Annotated in this window: 13 protein-coding genes; 6 read left to right on the plus strand and 7 right to left on the minus strand. The window is 58.1% G+C overall.

Annotation, left to right across the window (positions count from 1 at the left end; genetic code table 11):
• The first annotated feature begins 61 nt into the window (after window positions 1–61).
• Window positions 62–3016 carry an HD domain-containing phosphohydrolase gene (locus HBN79_RS11020; protein WP_169916720.1) on the plus strand — a complete coding sequence of 985 codons (2955 nt, stop codon included), beginning with the start codon at window positions 62–64 and terminating at the stop codon, window positions 3014–3016.
• A gap of 6 nt (window positions 3017–3022) precedes the next feature.
• On the opposite strand, the gene HBN79_RS11025 is transcribed toward HBN79_RS11020, so the two are convergent.
• Window positions 3023–3505, minus strand: a complete 483-nt coding sequence (locus tag HBN79_RS11025; RefSeq protein ID WP_095002236.1) for a GAF domain-containing protein — start codon at window positions 3503–3505, stop codon at window positions 3023–3025.
• Window positions 3498–4391 carry an ATP-binding protein gene (locus HBN79_RS11030; RefSeq protein WP_095002237.1) on the minus strand — a complete coding sequence of 298 codons (894 nt, stop codon included), beginning with the start codon at window positions 4389–4391 and terminating at the stop codon, window positions 3498–3500. Before HBN79_RS11030 ends, HBN79_RS11025 begins: the two co-directional genes overlap by 8 nt.
• Before the next feature lie 177 nt (window positions 4392–4568).
• On the opposite strand from HBN79_RS11030, the gene HBN79_RS11035 reads away from it, so the two are divergent.
• On the plus strand, window positions 4569–6917 hold the full coding sequence (locus HBN79_RS11035) for a response regulator (RefSeq protein ID WP_095032176.1): 2349 nt from the start codon (window positions 4569–4571) through the stop codon (window positions 6915–6917).
• Window positions 6918–7074: 157 nt separating this feature from the next.
• Here HBN79_RS11035 and HBN79_RS11040 read toward each other — a convergent pair whose 3' ends face one another.
• The gene (locus HBN79_RS11040; RefSeq protein WP_169916721.1) at window positions 7075–7560 is read right to left on the minus strand and encodes a glutathione peroxidase; all 486 of its coding nucleotides are present in this window, start codon (window positions 7558–7560) and stop codon (window positions 7075–7077) included.
• A gap of 17 nt (window positions 7561–7577) precedes the next feature.
• Window positions 7578–7973, minus strand: a complete 396-nt coding sequence (gene msrB, locus HBN79_RS11045; protein WP_095002240.1) for a peptide-methionine (R)-S-oxide reductase MsrB — start codon at window positions 7971–7973, stop codon at window positions 7578–7580.
• Between the two features lie 222 nt (window positions 7974–8195).
• Here msrB and HBN79_RS11050 point away from each other — a divergent pair, with 222 nt between their 5' ends.
• Entirely contained in the window at window positions 8196–9407 is a 1212-nt protein-coding gene (locus tag HBN79_RS11050; RefSeq protein ID WP_095002241.1) for a pyridoxal phosphate-dependent aminotransferase, read from the plus strand.
• A gap of 313 nt (window positions 9408–9720) precedes the next feature.
• Complete coding sequence (gene htpX / locus HBN79_RS11055; protein ID WP_088379295.1) at window positions 9721–10608, plus strand: protease HtpX; 888 nt, start codon at window positions 9721–9723, stop codon at window positions 10606–10608.
• Window positions 10609–10668: 60 nt separating this feature from the next.
• Here the strand turns inward: htpX and HBN79_RS11060 are convergent, their stop codons facing one another.
• On the minus strand, window positions 10669–11328 hold the full coding sequence (locus tag HBN79_RS11060; protein ID WP_095032177.1) for a thiopurine S-methyltransferase: 660 nt from the start codon (window positions 11326–11328) through the stop codon (window positions 10669–10671).
• A gap of 101 nt (window positions 11329–11429) precedes the next feature.
• On the opposite strand from HBN79_RS11060, the gene HBN79_RS11065 reads away from it, so the two are divergent.
• A complete protein-coding gene (locus HBN79_RS11065; protein ID WP_095019382.1) occupies window positions 11430–12197 on the plus strand; it encodes a class III extradiol ring-cleavage dioxygenase in 768 nt (255 codons plus the stop codon).
• Between the two features lie 97 nt (window positions 12198–12294).
• On the opposite strand, the gene HBN79_RS11070 is transcribed toward HBN79_RS11065, so the two are convergent.
• Both HBN79_RS11070 and HBN79_RS11075 read right to left on the minus strand, forming a co-directional pair.
• Window positions 12295–13965, minus strand: coding sequence for a DEAD/DEAH box helicase (locus HBN79_RS11070; RefSeq protein WP_095002244.1), 1671 nt, complete (start codon window positions 13963–13965; stop codon window positions 12295–12297).
• A 372-nt stretch (window positions 13966–14337) separates the two neighbouring features.
• A complete protein-coding gene (locus HBN79_RS11075) occupies window positions 14338–15093 on the minus strand; it encodes a spermidine synthase (RefSeq protein WP_095002245.1) in 756 nt (251 codons plus the stop codon).
• A gap of 157 nt (window positions 15094–15250) precedes the next feature.
• On the opposite strand from HBN79_RS11075, the gene HBN79_RS11080 reads away from it, so the two are divergent.
• Window positions 15251–16597, plus strand: a complete 1347-nt coding sequence (locus HBN79_RS11080) for a 3-deoxy-7-phosphoheptulonate synthase class II (RefSeq protein ID WP_095020307.1) — start codon at window positions 15251–15253, stop codon at window positions 16595–16597.
• The last annotated feature ends 15 nt before the right edge of the window (window positions 16598–16612 follow it).

Raw genomic sequence — 16612 nt, forward strand, 5'->3', positions numbered from 1 at the left:
TTGGCGCGGTTTTACTATGCTGATAGATACCAGCACGCCTACATCAGCGGAGAATCAGCCCATGCGCAACAGTGCGCTCTCCCATCGGCGCCAGTACCCGCTGCATGCTCACATAAGTGCGATGTTTACATTTTTGTTGCTATTGCTGGGCGTTGTACTGGGCGTATTCAATTACCAGCAAACCACCCGCATCATTCTCGACAGCAGCCAAAAGTTGTTCAGCTACATAGAACAGGATGTTCAGGATGACCTGCTGGATGCCTATCAACCCATACGGCATGCGCTCAACCTGCTAATTCTTGATTCTGCGGCCACAACCGACCAGGTCGAGCTTCGAACAGGCCTGCTGCAGCCCTTTGTACAAGCACTCGAAGACAACCACACGCTGTCAGCTCTATACCTGGGCGATGACAACGGCAACTTTTTCCTGGTCCGGCCTTTGCGCAATCAAGAGGTCCGGCGCCAGTTAAAAGCCCCACCCCAAGCTAGCTTCGAAGTATGGTCGATAACACGTGCAGCCCGGCAAGGCACGGTTAATTCAAAAAAACTGTATCTGGATGCAAATCTGAAACAGCTCGAACAGCGCAACATCCCCAATGAGCTCTATGACCCCCGGCTGCGCAGCTGGTTTATTGCGCAGGATGCCGACAAAAATCAGACCACCACCAGCCCCTACCTGTTTTTTACCACCCACGAAGTTGGTACTACACTCGCCAAACGCAGTACTGCCAATACGGTGATGGGTGCCGATGTAACGCTGTCTCAACTGTCCGCCACCCTGGCCGACCATCAAACAACGCCTGGTACACAGATTGTTCTGTTCGGCGATGATGGCCGGGCCATCGCTTACCCGGACTTCAACAAATTATTGAACGCCATGGACCCCACCAAACTGCCCAAAGTCTCGGAGCTGAATCCGGCCCTTGGACTGCTGATCAATCAAGGGGCAGATGCTCAGCAGCGCCTGGACGACGGCCAGCGCCAATGGATCGTTTCGCGGTTCAAGGTGGACGATGGCAGTGCCAATGGCTTGCAATTGGCAATGATGGTCCCGCAAGACGAGCTGTTGGCCGATGCCTATCAGTTGCGCTGGCAAGGGGCCCTGGTGACATTGGGCGCCCTGGTGCTGTGCCTGCCCATGGGGTGGGTGACCTCCAGGTTGCTGGTGAGGCCCTTGCGCGAATTGGTGCGTGAAGCCGATGCGGTTCGACGGTTCGATTTCAACTATCCATTCACACGACAATCGCCCGTGCTCGAAATCGATCAGATGCAGGCATCCATGGGCCGCATGAAAGAAACCCTCGCCAGCTTTTTTGAAATCACCTCCAGCCTCTCGGCCCATACCCGATTTGAACCCTTGCTGCAGTCCGTACTGTTCGAGACTCTCAAGATTGCTCAGGCAGAGGCCGGGCTGATCTACCTTGCAAAGAACGACAGTACTCAACTGGAGTTAAAAGGCCTGATCATCAACGGCCAGCCCCAGGATCTGGCAACCCAGCCCGCGCCCGTGCTGAACCCTGACGACAGCCAGAGCCCCGAGTGGTTGCGGGCGCTTTTCGAAGGTCATGACAGTGTCGCCCGCTCACTCACCCTTGAACAGGCGGGTGACTTGCAGTCTGTGATGGATGAACTGGGCAGCCAGAGTATCCACCTGATCGGCATTCGCCTGCACAACCGCCAGGGCGAAACGGTGGGTATTCTTGTGCTGGTATTGAACGACAGTGGTTCGACTGACGATCAGGATCACTTGCGGGCCGACCGGATTGCCTTTATCCAGGCGGTGTCCGGTACGGCTGCCGTTGCTATTGAAAGCCAGCGCCTGCAGGCTCGGCAGAAACAGTTGCTGGATGCATTGATCCAATTGCTGGCGGGGGCTATCGACGCCAAAAGCCCGTACACCGCCAGCCATTGCCAACGGGTTCCAATCCTGACATTGATGCTGGCACAGGCGGCTGCGGCGAGCCGGCAGCCACCCTTTGAGCAGTACGCTCCCACGGATGAGCAATGGGAGGCGCTGCGTATCGCCGCCTGGCTGCACGACTGCGGCAAAGTCACAACACCGGAATATGTAGTCGACAAGGCCACCAAGCTTGAAACCCTGTACGACCGCATTCACGAAATCCGCACCCGCTTTGAAGTGCTCAAGAGCGATGCCTGGGTCAATTACTGGCAGGCACGAGCCCTGGGTGGCGACGATCAACAGCTGGCGCACCTGCGAGATGCCTGCCTGCTTGAGCTGGATGATGACTTCGCTTTTGTCGCCCAGTGCAATCTGGGCGGGGAAGCCATGATGGAGGCAGACCTGCAGCGTTTGAACGCCATTGCGCGCCGCACCTGGACCCGCACGTTGGATGATCGCCTGGGCGTTTCCTGGGAAGAAAACAAACGCCAGTCCACCCGCCAGGAGCAAGCCTTGCCGGTGACCGAGTCGCTGCTGGCCGACAAGCCCGAGCACCTGTTCACTCGCCCCGAGGCCGACCTGATTGACCCCGAAAACCCCTGGGGCTTCAAACTCGAAGTACCACCCTACAAATTCAACCGTGGCGAGCTGTACAACCTCAGTACCCGGCGCGGCACCTTGACCCGCGAAGAGCGCTACATCATCAATAACCACATCGTGCAAACCATCCTGATGCTCAGCAGCCTGCCGCTACCTGCCTACCTGAGCAACATTGCCGAAATTGCCGGGGGGCATCACGAAAAAATGGATGGCAGCGGTTATCCAAAACGCCTGAAACGCGAGGAAATGAGCCTGGAGGCACGGATGATGGCAATTGCCGATATTTTCGAGGCATTGACCGCGTCGGATCGCCCCTATAAACGCAGCAAAACCTTGAGTGAGGCGCTGAACATCATGGCCGCCATGTGCCATGACGCCCATATTGATCCGCAACTGTTCGCGCTGTTCATGCACGAACAGATTTACCTGCAATACGCCCGGCAGTTTCTTGACCCTCAACAAATCGATACGGTCGATATCGATGCGCTGATGCTCAAGGCCGGGCTGAAAAACTGATGCGGATCAGCACTCGCTCAAGCGCAAAAAGATGGCCGCCAGCGCTTCAATGCCCAACTGATCCTGCTCGCTGAAGCGCCCGATGCTCGGGCTGTCCAGATCCAGCACGCCGATCAGGCGACCATCCTTGATCAACGGCACGACCAACTCACTGTTGGAGGCACTGTCGCAAGCGATGTGCCCGGCAAATGCATGCACGTCTTCAACTCGCTGCGTTTGCCGGCTCGCCGCTGCAGCCCCGCAGACGCCACGCCCAAACGGGATACGAACACAGGCAATTTGCCCCTGAAACGGGCCCAGTACCAGCTCCTCATTACGATTTAGGTAAAACCCGGCCCAGTTCAGATCATCGAGCTGGTGATACAAAAACGCCGAGAACTGTGCAGCGTTGGCAATAAAGTCACGCTCATCTGCCAACAACGACTCCAACTGAGCCTGCAACAGGCCATAGCCGTTCAGGCCTGCACCTGTGGCGTTCAAATCAATCATTCACTTGCTCCAACAATTTCAAACCCACCCAATAACGCGCGAACTGATAGGCACAACGGCCGTTGCGGTTGCCACGCCCGGTTGCCCAGCGCACCGCCAGAATATCCAGTGCCTCGTCGCGCTGCCACTGCAAACCGGCTTTGGTGGCCAATACATCGATCCAGTGCTCAACCACGCTCAGGAAATGGTCCTGGGTGAACGGATAAAACGACAGCCACAGGCCGAAGCGATCAGACAAGGCGATCTTGTCTTCCACGGCTTCATTGGGATGCAACTCACCGTCGACATTCTTCCAGTTTTCGTTATCGCTTTCCTTTTCGGGCACCAGATGACGGCGGTTCGACGTGGCGTAAAGCAGGACGTTATCCGGCGCTTGCTCAAGGGAACCATCGAGCACGCTTTTGAGCACCCGGTAATCGCTTTCACCCGCCTCAAATGACAAGTCATCGCAAAACAGCACAAAGCGCTGGGGCAAACCTTGCAATTGCTCGACCACCCGCGGCAGGTCGGCCAGATGGTCACGCTCGATCTCGATCAGGCGCAGGCCCGCATTGCCATACTCGGCAAGCAGTGCACGGATGATCGAAGACTTGCCAGTACCGCGCGAGCCCCAAAGCAGAGCGTGGTTGGCCGGCAAACCATCAAGGAACTGTTTGGTATTGCGACCCAGTTGATCCCGCTGGTTATCGACGCCGATCAGGTCCGAAAGGCGCATATCAAGGCTGACTTGCAATGGCATCAGGTAACCCGAACGCCCCTCCCGCTGCCAACGGGCCGCCAGGCATTGATGCCATTCGATCGGCTCACGCTGAGCAGGCAGCAAGGGTTCAAGACGTGCGAGGACCGCTTCGGCCCGTTGCAGAAAGGCATCCAGATTAGAATTCACAACATTTCCTCAGACTGATACACAATGATGGCATATTGATATGACCTACATTCAGCTCAAACCACATTACGACTCACATCGCCAGGTCGCAAATACCGCAGTAATGCCTGCCGGTTGACCCACGAATCGACTACTCTTGCACGCCGCAAGGAAATGGAAACAGGTGCAACACCCCCAATGGACATAAAACTCACCCACCGCCTGTCTTTCAAGCAAGCCAAACTGACTGTGCTGGTCGGTCTGATATTGGGGACCCTGCTTAGCCTGCTGCAAATCGGCATCGATTATGCCAGTGAAAACGCCGCCATCGATCGCGAAATCCAGTCGCTACTCGAGATCAGTCACAACCCGGCATCACGCATTGCCTACAACCTTGATTCGGAGCTTGCCCAAGAGCTTTTGCAAGGGCTGGTGCGCTCACCGGCGATCACCGCCGCACAACTGCTCGACAACGACTATCTGGTGCTCTCGGCGGTGCAGGATCTGCCTGAAACCGGCCGTTATCGGGCGCTGAGCGACTCTCTGTTCGGTGCCAACCGCTCATTTGACCAGCGACTGTACTTCAATCACCTCCCCGAACAAAGCATGGGGGTCTTGCACCTTGAGGTGGATACCTACCCCTTCGGCAAGCGGTTTTTGCAGCGGGCGGAAGTCACACTGCTCAGCGGTTTTATTCGCAGCATCGTGCTCACCTTTATTCTTCTGGGCCTGTTTTACGTCATGCTGACCAAGCCGCTGGTGCGAGTGATTCGTGAGATCAGCGATGGCAAGCCCGCAGATCCGGGGCAGTCGAAAGTGCACTGCCCCAGCGGTCACGAAAACGATGAAATTGGCGTACTGGTGAACGCTGCCAATCAGCAGTTCGAGGCCATGGCCCGTGAAATGGAATACCGGCGCCGCGCCGAAAACACCCTGACCGAGTACCTGGCACAGCTGGAAACCATTGTTTCTGTGCGCACCCAGGAACTGGAGGCCAGCAACGAGCAACTGCGCCACTCCAATGAAGAGCTTGAGGCTGCGCGCACTACTGCCCTGGAAATGGCCCAGGCACGCTCAGCGTTTCTGGCCAATATGAGCCATGAAATACGCACCCCGCTCAATGGTTTGCTCGGGATGCTGGCGCTGTGCCTGGACAGCCCGCTGAATGCCGAGCAACACCAGCAATTGTCGATTGCCCATGACTCCGGCAAGGTTCTGGTCGAGCTGCTCAATGACATTCTCGACCTGTCGAAATTCGACGCGGGCCAACTGGAGCTTGAACATATTGCCTTCGACCTGGGCACGCTGATCGAAGATACCGCCAACCTGCTGTCACAGAACGCCGCACCCAGCGTGGAACTGACCTGCCTGATCGATCCGCAGTTTCCGGCACTGGTCATGGGGGACCCGACCCGGGTCCGACAGATCGTCAGCAATTTGTTGTCCAACGCGCTGAAATTCACCCGATTCGGGCGGGTGGATGTACGGCTCAGCGCGCAAGGCGATCAGGTACGTATCGAGGTTTGCGATACCGGCATCGGCATCGCCCAGGAGGCCCAGGCCAGAATTTTCAGCCCCTTCACTCAGGCAGAGGCCGGCATCACCCGCCAGTATGGTGGCACCGGGCTTGGTCTGACCCTGACCAACAGTCTGTGCGCAGTCATGCACGGACGCCTGACCATCAGCTCGGAAGTCGGTTTTGGCAGCCAGTTCTGCGCCGAACTCCCCCTGCCCTGCCATACCCCCGCCATCCAGCCAAAGCCGTTGTCCGGCCGGGTTATTGTGGTGAGTGCAGCGAGCAGCGGGCTGAGCGAAATGCTTGGCAGTTTTTTGCCCCTGTGGGGGCTGGACTACACACGCTACTCCCAGGACGACTCACTGACCGACACCCATCCACAGTTACTGATTACCGACTGTGCCGAGTGCCTGCTTGGCCTGCGCCCGGCCATCAGTGCGCCGATCCTGCTGGTGACCGCGTATGGCAACTTTATGCCCGGTGACCAGGTCAATGCGCTGGCACCCCTGCAACAAAAAGCCCGGCCCCTGTCGCGTCAGGCACTGTACAAGACCTTGCAACATTTGCTGCTCAAGGACGACGGCGAGGTACAGGGCACTCAAACCGTGAATACTCCTGCGGTCCACCGCGCGCGAATCCTGCTGGTCGAAGACAATCCGGTCAACCAGCTGGTGGCCAAGGGCATGTTGAGCAAGCTGGGCTGTGAAGTGGTGGTTGCGAGCCACGGCGGCGAGGCGCTGAGTCGGCTGGAGCAGAAGACCTTTGACCTGGTGTTGATGGACTGCAACATGCCAGTCATGGATGGCTACGAAGCCACACGGCAAATCCGCCATCGCGGGCGCTGGCCCAAGTTGCCCATCGTCGCCCTGACCGCCAATGCCATGCCCGAAGAGCGTGAGCGCTGCCGTTCGGCGGGGATGAACGATTATCTGGCCAAGCCGTTTCGGCGCGAAGAGCTGGCGGCGTTGATTGAGGTATGGGTGCCGCAAAGGCGAGACAGAGACTCCAACCGTGTTGCCGCCGACGAGTAGAACGAGGCCGCGATCGAGATGGTGCGCCACTGCGACGAAGCGGTCGCAAAATGATGCACCAGGGTGCACCAGACAGGCACGGTTTGCAGGATTTGCGACGGCTGCGCCGCCGATCGCAACCTCGTTCCACTCGTCAGCGGCTACAGATAGAGCGATTTTAACCCAGTAACGCTTCGATATCGGCCTTGAGCGCCTCAGGTTTGGTGGTCGGGGCATAGCGCTTTACGCTTTTGCCATCGCCACTGACCAGGAATTTGGTGAAGTTCCATTTGATTCCCTGCGAGCCCAACAGCCCCGGCGCACGCCTCTTGAGCTGGACAAACAATGGATGAGCCTGGGGGCCATTGACCTCGACCTTCTTGAACAGCGGGAAGCTCACACCAAAATTCAGCTCGCAAAACCCGGAAATGGCCGCTTCGTCGCCCGGCTCCTGCTTGCCAAACTGGTTACAGGGGAAGCCCAGAATCACCAGCCCTTGATCCCTGTACTGCTGCCACAACGCCTCCAGCCCTTTGTACTGTGGGGTAAAGCCGCACTTGCTGGCCGTATTGACCACCAGCAGCGCCTTGCCGCCGAAATCGCCAAGGGCCTTTTGCTCACCGACCCGCGTGGTACAGGCAATATCGAGCAGGTTATCGTTCATGGCAACACCTCAAGAAGTCAGACGCGAGGGACCAGGTCCAGGCACACCGAGTTGATACAGTAGCGCAGCCCGGTCGGGGGCGGACCGTCAGGGAACACATGGCCCAGATGCGCATCACATTTGGCGCAGACCACTTCGGTACGCACCATGCCGTGGCTGACGTCACGGATCTCGACCATCGCACTGTCGCCAATGGGCCGGGAAAAGCTCGGCCAGCCGCAGCCAGAGTCAAACTTGGCGCTGGAGTCAAACAGCGGCGCGTTGCAGCAGATACAGTGATAGACACCGTCAGTTTTGGTGGCGTTGTATTTCCCCGAAAACGGCCGTTCGGTGCCTTTGAGGCGGCACACGTTGTATTGCTCCGGGTCGAGCATGGCCTTCCATTCGTCCAGGGTTTTGTTCAACTTTTCCATGGTTCTGCCTCTGTCACTGAAAAACCCCGACCGGTGGCTTTTCCAGGGATCGGGTGGCACGTATGATTGCGCCTCGTTAATCACCAGTCTGGCACCCGCCCTAGCTGCATTCAAACGGATTCTTGAAGCAAAGCGGTGTTAGCCACTGTGTGCAAACACAGAATTTCCCAGTGCAGTGGTCATCACATCGCCTGGATCGTTCATTTTCGGGATCACATCGCCATGCAGGTCAGCAAATCAAACAAGCTCGCCAACGTCTGTTATGACATTCGCGGCCCGGTGCTCAAGCACGCCAAACGACTGGAGGAGGAAGGCCATCGCATCCTCAAGCTGAACATCGGCAACCCGGCACCTTTTGGTTTTGAAGCGCCGGACGAAATCCTCCAGGACGTGATCCGCAACCTGCCGACAGCCCAGGGCTACAGCGACTCCAAAGGCCTGTTCAGCGCCCGCAAGGCAGTCATGCAGTACTACCAGCAAAAGCAGGTGGAAGGTGTCGGCATCGAAGACATCTACCTGGGCAACGGCGTGTCCGAGCTGATCGTGATGTCGCTGCAGGCGCTGCTCAACAATGGCGACGAAGTTCTCGTACCAGCACCGGACTACCCGCTGTGGACCGCTGCCGTGACGCTGGCTGGCGGCCATCCGGTGCACTACCTGTGCGACGAGCAAGCCAACTGGTGGCCTGATCTTGAGGACATAAAAGCCAGGATCACTCCAAACACCAAAGCCATGGTCATCATCAACCCGAACAACCCGACGGGTGCGGTGTACTCCAAGGAAGTCCTGCTGGGCATGCTCGAGATTGCCCGCCAGCACAATCTGGTGGTGTTCTCGGACGAGATCTACGACAAGATCCTCTACGACGACGCGGTGCATATCTGCACCGCTTCACTGGCCCCTGACGTGTTGTGCCTGACCTTCAACGGCCTGTCCAAGTCGTACCGGGTTGCGGGTTTCCGCTCGGGCTGGATTGCCATCTCCGGGCCCAAGCAAAACGCTCAGGGCTATATCGAAGGCATCGACATGCTGGCCAACATGCGCCTGTGCGCCAACGTGCCCAGCCAGCACGCCATTCAAACCGCATTGGGCGGCTACCAGAGCATCAATGATCTGGTACTGCCCAACGGACGCCTCCTTGAGCAACGGAACCGCACCTGGGAACTGCTCAACGCGATCCCCGGTGTCAGTTGCGTGAAACCGATGGGGGCGTTGTATGCGTTCCCGCGTATCGACCCGAAAGTGTGCCCGATCCTCAACGACGAGAAATTCGTGCTGGACCTCCTGCTCTCGGAAAAACTGCTGGTGGTACAAGGCACCGCCTTCAACTGGCCGTGGCCGGATCACTTCCGTGTCGTGACCCTGCCTCGTGTCGACGAGCTGGACATGGCCATTGGCCGGATCGGTAACTTTCTGAAGACTTATCGTCAGTAGTTTCTGAACATGTTGTGCGACCAATCAAAAGTCGCACAACATGTGTCTGATGAAACATTCTTCATTCTGCGTCTTTACGGACCTCCCCCGCCTTCAATAGCCTCATGAAAACCATAAAGCCCTTTATTTACTGGCGCTCAGTGGAACTTCTGGCCAAAAAAAACGCTCCTTCATATTAGGAAATCCCCAGCAAACTACTAAAATCAGGCTGCAGGACACAGTTTGAAATAGTCACCTGGTTGAATAGCCTGTGGCAGCACCTTATATACCCCGCATACGGCAACACCCTTAAGACGAGGAGATCCATACAACCATGATGCGCATTCTGCTGTTTTTGGCCACTAACCTGGCGGTCGTGCTGATTGCCAGCATCACCCTGAGCCTGTTCGGCTTTGACGGGTTCATGGCGGCCAACGGGGTTGATCTGAACCTCAGTCAGCTGTTGGTGTTCTGTGCGGTCTTTGGTTTTGCAGGGTCTCTGTTCTCGCTATTCATATCCAAATGGATGGCGAAGATGAGCACCAGCACCCAGGTGATTACACAACCTCGTACTCGTCATGAACAATGGTTGATGCAAACCGTTGAACAACTGTCCCGCGAAGCCGGGATCAAGATGCCTGAAGTGGGGATTTTCCCGGCATACGAGGCTAACGCCTTTGCCACGGGCTGGAATAAAAACGATGCACTGGTCGCAGTCAGCCAGGGCTTGCTGGAGCGTTTTTCGCCCGACGAAGTAAAAGCGGTACTGGCCCACGAAATCGGCCACGTTGCCAACGGCGACATGGTCACCCTGGCGCTGGTGCAGGGCGTGGTGAACACCTTTGTCATGTTCTTTGCCCGGATCATCGGCAACTTTGTCGACAAGGTGGTGTTCAAGAACGACGAGGGCCGCGGCATTGCCTACTACGTTGCGACCATCTTCGCCGAACTGGTCCTGGGTTTCCTCGCCAGCGCCATTGTGATGTGGTTCTCGCGTAAACGTGAATTCCGGGCTGACGAAGCCGGTGCGCAGCTCGCCGGCACCTCGGCAATGATCAGCGCCCTGCAGCGCTTGCGCTCCGAGCAGGGTCTGCCGGTTCACATGCCGGACACCATGGCGGCTTTCGGCATCAACGGCGGCCTCAAACAAGGCCTGGCGCGGATGTTCATGAGCCACCCGCCACTGGAAGAACGTATCGACGCACTGCGTCGCCGCGGCTAACCCCACGGCAAACATAAAAAGGGCGACCCAGGTCGCCCTTTTTTGTGCCCGGGTTTTGCTTCAGGCGATTTTGCTCAGGCGATACACCCGCTCCACCAGTCGCGTCACGCCGCCCTTGAGGAACTTCCACTCCTGATCGAGTACATCCGGCTGCTCGAGCACTTCCAGCGCCCAGGCAGGCGACAGCAGGCTTTGTACCTCGGCGTCCGGCACCGAGAACGGCGGGCCGTTCATTTGCGACTGATCGTAATCCAGGGTAATCAACAGCCCCCGACAGCCTGGCGGCAGAATCCGGCTCAGGTGCCGAGCATAGGCCGCACGCATCTCGGGAGGGAATGCGATGGTTGCAGCGCGGTCATACAACCCCACACAGGAGGCCACGTCAGCCTCAGTCAGGGCAAACACATCACCGCAGAGGATCTTCACAGGACCCGCCTCGTACACCTTGAAGGCGCCCTGCTGACGAACCTGTGGCTTGACCTGTTGTTCACTGAAAAACTGCTCCACGGCCGTCTGCGTCAGCTCCACGCCCAGCACTTCATGACCGTTGGCCGCCAGCCAACTCATATCCAGGCTTTTGCCGCATAGCGGCACCAGCACACGACCGCCCTCCTCCACCCCCAGTGCCGGCCAAAGGCGCTGAAGGTAAGGGTTGACCTGCGACAGGTGAAAGCCAATCTGATTGCGATCCCAGCGGTCGTGCCAAAATTCGGGCTGCATGATTCACCTTTAAATTCGATAGATAAGCACTAAAACTTATATTGGATTTAGATCAATGATCAGGATGAAGATGACGCATCTCAACTTCGAGGACCTCTTTCATGCTCCCCAGCCTGTTTATCTCCCACGGCTCCCCCATGCTAGCACTGGAACCGGGCGCCAGTGGCCCGGCGCTCAAACGCCTGGCGGCCGAACTGCCGCGCCCCAAGGCCATAGTGCTGGTGTCTGCGCACTGGGAAAGCCCCGACCTGCGGGTCGCCAGCCACCCGTCACCGGAAACCTGGCATGACTTTGGCGGCTTCCCGCCAGCACTGTTTGCCGTGCAATACCCTGCGCCCGGCGACCCGAAGTTGGCCGCGAACATTGTGGAATTGCTGGCAGACAACGGCTTGCCGGCGCGACTGGACGCCAGACGCCCTTTTGACCATGGCGCCTGGGTGCCACTGTCCTTGATGTACCCGGATGCGGATATCCCGGTGGTGCAGGTCTCGTTGCCCAGCCAGTTGGGCCCGGCGGGCCAGACCAGGGTAGGCCATGCACTGGCGGTCTTGCGCAGCGAGGGGATTCTGGTCATCGGCTCGGGCAGCATCACCCACAACCTGCGCGAACTGGACTGGCACGCAGGCCCTGAGAGCATTGAACCCTGGGCCAAGGCGTTTCGTGACTGGATGATCGACAAACTGGCGGCTGATGACGAAACGGCGCTGCATGCCTACCGCACACAGGCGCCTTTCGCCGCTAAAAACCACCCCAGCGACGAGCACCTGCTGCCGTTGTATTTTGCCCGTGCCGCGGGCGGCCAGTTCAGCATTGCCCACCAGGGCTGGACACTGGGTGCGTTGGGGATGGATATCTACCGGTTTGGCTAGCGCCCCGCTCCCACAAAGGCCAGCAAATACAAATCCCGGACAAAAAAATCCCCGCACCAGGCGGGGATTTTTTAGCGATCAATCACTGCAAGAGTGATTAATCTTCGCGGTAGCGACGCAGTTTCAACTGCTTGCCAGCAACGCGGGTGTCTTTCAGTTTGGCCAGCAAACCTTCCAGACCGGCTTCCGGCAGTTCTACCAGGCTGAAGCTGTCACGCACCTGGATGCGACCGATAGCTTCACGAGCCAGGCCACCCTCGTTGAGGATAGCGCCCAGCAGGTTCTTGGCAGCGATACCGTCACGCGCACCCAGCGCGGTACGGCAACGTGCACGGCCTTCAGCCAATGGAACCGGAGCACGACGCTCGCGATCACCACGATCAGGACGGTCACCCGAACGCTCGGAACGCTCACGCGGTGCACTGTTAGGCACCAGTGGACGTTCACGCTCGATGGCTGCCAGGGTCAGGGCCTGACCGTTGGTTGCCTTGCGCAGCAGAGCAGCGGCCAGGGCACGCGGGCTGCAGCCGATATCGGCAATCAGGCGATCCAGCAGATCACCGTGAGTCGATTCAGCGTCAGCGACCAGCGGCGTCAGGCTGTTGGTCAACTTCTTGATGCGGGCATCAAGAACAGCCTGGGCATCCGGCAGACGGACTTCCGCAACTTTCTGACCGGTTACACGCTCGATCACTTGCAGCATGCGGCGCTCACGAGGAGTCACCAGCAGCAGTGCGCGACCTTCGCGACCGGCACGGCCAGTACGGCCGATACGGTGAACGTAGGACTCTGGATCGTAAGGCATGTCAACGTTGAACACGTGAGTGATACGTGGAACATCAAGACCACGTGCCGCTACGTCGGTTGCCACAACGATGTCCAGACGGCCATCCTTGAGGGAGTCGATAACGCGCTCACGCTGGTTCTGGGCAATGTCACCGTTCAGCGCAGCAGCTTTGTAGCCTTTGGCTTCAAGGGCGCTGGCCAGATCCAGGGTCGCTTGCTTGGTGCGAACGAACATGATCAGGGCGTCGAAATCTTCAACTTCCAGCAGGCTCAATACAGCCGAGGTCTTCTGGTCAGCGTGAACCAACAGGTGAGCCTGTTCGATCGCGGTAACGGTCTGAGTCTTGGTCTGGATCTTCACGTGTTGCGGATCGCGCAGATGGCGTTCGGCAATGGCACGGATCGACTGCGGCAAGGTTGCCGAGAACAATACGGTCTGACGGGTTGGCGGAAGTGCCTTGAAGATAACTTCAAGATCGTCCATGAAACCCAGTTTCAACATTTCGTCAGCTTCGTCCAGAACCAGGTGGTTCACGGTCGACAGCACTTTTTCGTCACGACGCAGGTGGTCGCACAGACGGCCCGGAGTGGCGACAACGATCTGTGCGCCATTACGGATTGCTTTCAGTTGTGGACCCATAGGGGCGCCGCCGTAAACGGCCACAACGGTAACGCCCGGCATTTGCTTGGCGTAGGTTTCGAAAGCGGTTGCTACTTGCAGCGCCAACTCACGGGTTGGCGCCAGGATCAGGGCTTGCGGCTCGCGCTTAGCAGGATCGATGCGGTGCAGGATCGGCAGGGCGAACGCGGCGGTTTTACCCGTACCGGTTTGCGCCTGACCAATCATGTCGTGACCGGCCATGATGATCGGGATCGATTGCTGCTGAATAGCCGAAGGTTCTTCGTAGCCAGTCGCGATGACAGCAGAAAGAATGTTCGGATTAAGATTAAAAGCGGCGAAGCCGCCGGTTTCCTGGGTCATGGGTCTGCCTCTAAGTGCATCCGCAAAGACCCATGCTCCAAAGCTGCGCATGCCGTGTAAGACTCAAGAGTCGCCCTGGCTGCTTTGTCGGCGGGGATTTGCGAAAACGTTTAAATGAATGGAGCGTTCAGGGTTGTCCGCGAAACGGACGAGCAGCCGAAGCGTGCTTCGGGAAATGCGACACCTAAACGTGGCCCGGCTAAAGGCCGGCGCGCACTATACCGGATTTATCAAAAAAAAGAAGGGGTTTTTTGCCACAAAATCGTCTGTATCCCTCTGTGGACCGGGCTTTAACGTTTTTTTTCGTCCTTGAAAAAGCTTTTCGTGCCGGGCCACTCTGGGTGAAACGCTAAAACGTTTCACCGCTTGGCATCAAGTCGCCGGGCGAATTGCCTTGATCAGGGACTCCAGCGAATAACCCAGACGCGGAGCCAGGACTTGTGCCCGGACTGTCAGCGCGTCGATATCGAGTGCCTGTTCCAGATCAGCAGGTACCATCAGGATGACATTACCCTCCTTGACCGGCAGCTCCCAATAATGGCGGTGATACAGGCCGCGCAGCAACGCAGCCCCCAGCGGCTTGCCATCGTCGGTGGCCCACTGGTTGATGATCAGCCAGCCATTGGGGGCCAGCTTCTTTTGGCAGTTTTCAAGGAATGTCCAGGCCAGGTGACCCGCTGCCGGTCCAAGATCGTTGTACAGATCGACAAAAATCAGGTCCGCGGGCTCGGCGCTGTCCAGCAGCTCCAGGGCATCACCGATACGAATATACAAACGCGGATCATCATCCAGGCCCAGGTATTCGATGGCCAGACGCGGCACATCCGGGCGCAGCTCGATGGCTTCGACATCTTCCAGGGGCAAAAACTTGAGACAGGCCTGGGTCAGGGTTCCGGCACCCAACCCCAGAAACAGTGCGCTTTCCGGAGCGTCATGGCACAACGCACCAATCAGCATGGCGCGGGTGTAGTCGTATTCCAGCCAGCTGGGGTCAGCAGTGAACACGCAGCTTTGCTCGATCGCATCGCCGAATTCGAGGAAACGGTAGTCAGCCACTTCCAGCACTCGAATCATGCCGAAGTCATCATGAACTTCGGCGAGCAGACGCTCTACGCGCTCCTCAGACATTTCCTCTCCTTGCCGCGCCCCGGTACTACCCGCGGCGCTGAAAAAACAGCCACTCGATATCGAGCGCAAAGGCGCGATTGTCGGCCATTGCGGCGCAACAGGTCACGCACTAATTGCTGCTAACATGGGCCATCTCCAACAAATACTAGAGTCTGCGATGAGCCCAATCTGGACCCCTGACAGCTGGCGCGCCCTGCCGATCCAGCAACAACCCCACTACCCTGACGCGGCGCACCTGCTGCGCGTCGAGCAAAGCCTGGCCAGTTACCCGCCACTGGTATTTGCCGGCGAAGCCCGGGAACTGCGCCGACAGTTTGCCGAGGTCACTCAAGGCAGGGCGTTTCTGCTTCAGGGCGGTGATTGTGCCGAGAGTTTTGCGGAGTTTTCGGCAGCCAAGATTCGCGACACGTTCAAGGTCCTGCTGCAAATGGCCATTGTCATGACCTTCGCGGCAGGGTGCCCGGTGGTCAAGGTCGGGCGCATGGCCGGGCAATTCGCCAAGCCGCGCTCGGCCAATGACGAAACCATCAACGGCGTGACCTTGCCTGCCTATCGAGGCGATATCGTCAACGGCATCGGCTTTGATGAAAAAAGCCGCGTGCCAGACCCTGAACGCCTGCTGCAGTCCTATCACCAGTCCACCGCCACCCTGAACCTGCTGCGCGCCTTTGCCCAGGGCGGCTTTGCCGACCTGCACCAGGTGCACAAGTGGAACCTGGACTTCATCGCCAACTCGGCCCTGGCAGAGAAATACAGCCAGCTGGCCGACCGTATCGATGAAACCCTCGCCTTTATGCGTGCCTGCGGCATGGACAGCTCGCCGCAACTGCGCGAAACCAGCTTCTTTACTGCCCACGAAGCGTTGCTGCTGAATTACGAAGAAGCCTTCGTACGCCGCGACAGCCTGACCAACGATTACTACGATTGCTCGGCACACATGCTCTGGATCGGCGACCGCACACGCCAGCTGGACGGCGCCCATGTCGAGTTCCTGCGCGGGGTCAACAACCCGATCGGGGTCAAGGTCGGCCCGAGCATGAACAACGAAGACCTGATCCGCCTGATCGATATCCTCAACCCGGACAACGACCCGGGCCGCCTCAACCTGATCGTGCGCATGGGTGCCGACAAAGTGGGCGATCACCTGCCGCAGCTGATCCGCGCGGTAGAAGGCGAAGGCAAGCAGGTGCTGTGGAGTTGCGACCCGATGCACGCCAACACCATCAAGGCCAGCAGCGGCTACAAGACCCGTGATTTCGCGCAAATACTGGGTGAAGTGAAACAGTTCTTCCAGGTTCACGATGCCGAAGGCAGTTACGCAGGTGGCATTCATATCGAAATGACCGGCCAGAACGTGACCGAATGCATCGGCGGTGCCAATCCGATTACCGAAGACGGCCTGTCGGACCGCTACCACACCCACTGCGACCCGCGGATGAATGCCGATCAGTCACTGGAACTGGCGTTTTTGATTGCCGAGACGCTGAAGCAGGTCAAACGCTGAAGAGCACCCTAACCC

Origin of the sequence: Pseudomonas sp. WS 5051 (assembly GCF_012985715.1) — a bacterium.
Taxonomy (GTDB): domain Bacteria; phylum Pseudomonadota; class Gammaproteobacteria; order Pseudomonadales; family Pseudomonadaceae; genus Aquipseudomonas; species Aquipseudomonas bubulae.

Bases quoted from the DNA above. Each gene is read 5' to 3' on its own strand.
- HBN79_RS11065 (WP_095019382.1), top strand. From the start codon at position 11,430: ATGCTCCCCAGCCTGTTTATCTCCCACGGCTCCCCCATGCTAGCACTG.
- msrB (WP_095002240.1), bottom strand. From the start codon at position 7,973: ATGGAAAAGTTGAACAAAACCCTGGACGAATGGAAGGCCATGCTCGAC.
- HBN79_RS11080 (WP_095020307.1), top strand. From the start codon at position 15,251: ATGAGCCCAATCTGGACCCCTGACAGCTGGCGCGCCCTGCCGATCCAG.
- HBN79_RS11050 (WP_095002241.1), top strand. From the start codon at position 8,196: ATGCAGGTCAGCAAATCAAACAAGCTCGCCAACGTCTGTTATGACATT.
- HBN79_RS11035 (WP_095032176.1), top strand. From the start codon at position 4,569: ATGGACATAAAACTCACCCACCGCCTGTCTTTCAAGCAAGCCAAACTG.
- htpX (WP_088379295.1), top strand. From the start codon at position 9,721: ATGATGCGCATTCTGCTGTTTTTGGCCACTAACCTGGCGGTCGTGCTG.
- HBN79_RS11025 (WP_095002236.1), bottom strand. From the start codon at position 3,505: ATGATTGATTTGAACGCCACAGGTGCAGGCCTGAACGGCTATGGCCTG.
- HBN79_RS11070 (WP_095002244.1), bottom strand. From the start codon at position 13,965: ATGACCCAGGAAACCGGCGGCTTCGCCGCTTTTAATCTTAATCCGAAC.
- HBN79_RS11020 (WP_169916720.1), top strand. From the start codon at position 62: ATGCGCAACAGTGCGCTCTCCCATCGGCGCCAGTACCCGCTGCATGCT.
- HBN79_RS11060 (WP_095032177.1), bottom strand. From the start codon at position 11,328: ATGCAGCCCGAATTTTGGCACGACCGCTGGGATCGCAATCAGATTGGC.
- HBN79_RS11075 (WP_095002245.1), bottom strand. From the start codon at position 15,093: ATGTCTGAGGAGCGCGTAGAGCGTCTGCTCGCCGAAGTTCATGATGAC.
- HBN79_RS11040 (WP_169916721.1), bottom strand. From the start codon at position 7,560: ATGAACGATAACCTGCTCGATATTGCCTGTACCACGCGGGTCGGTGAG.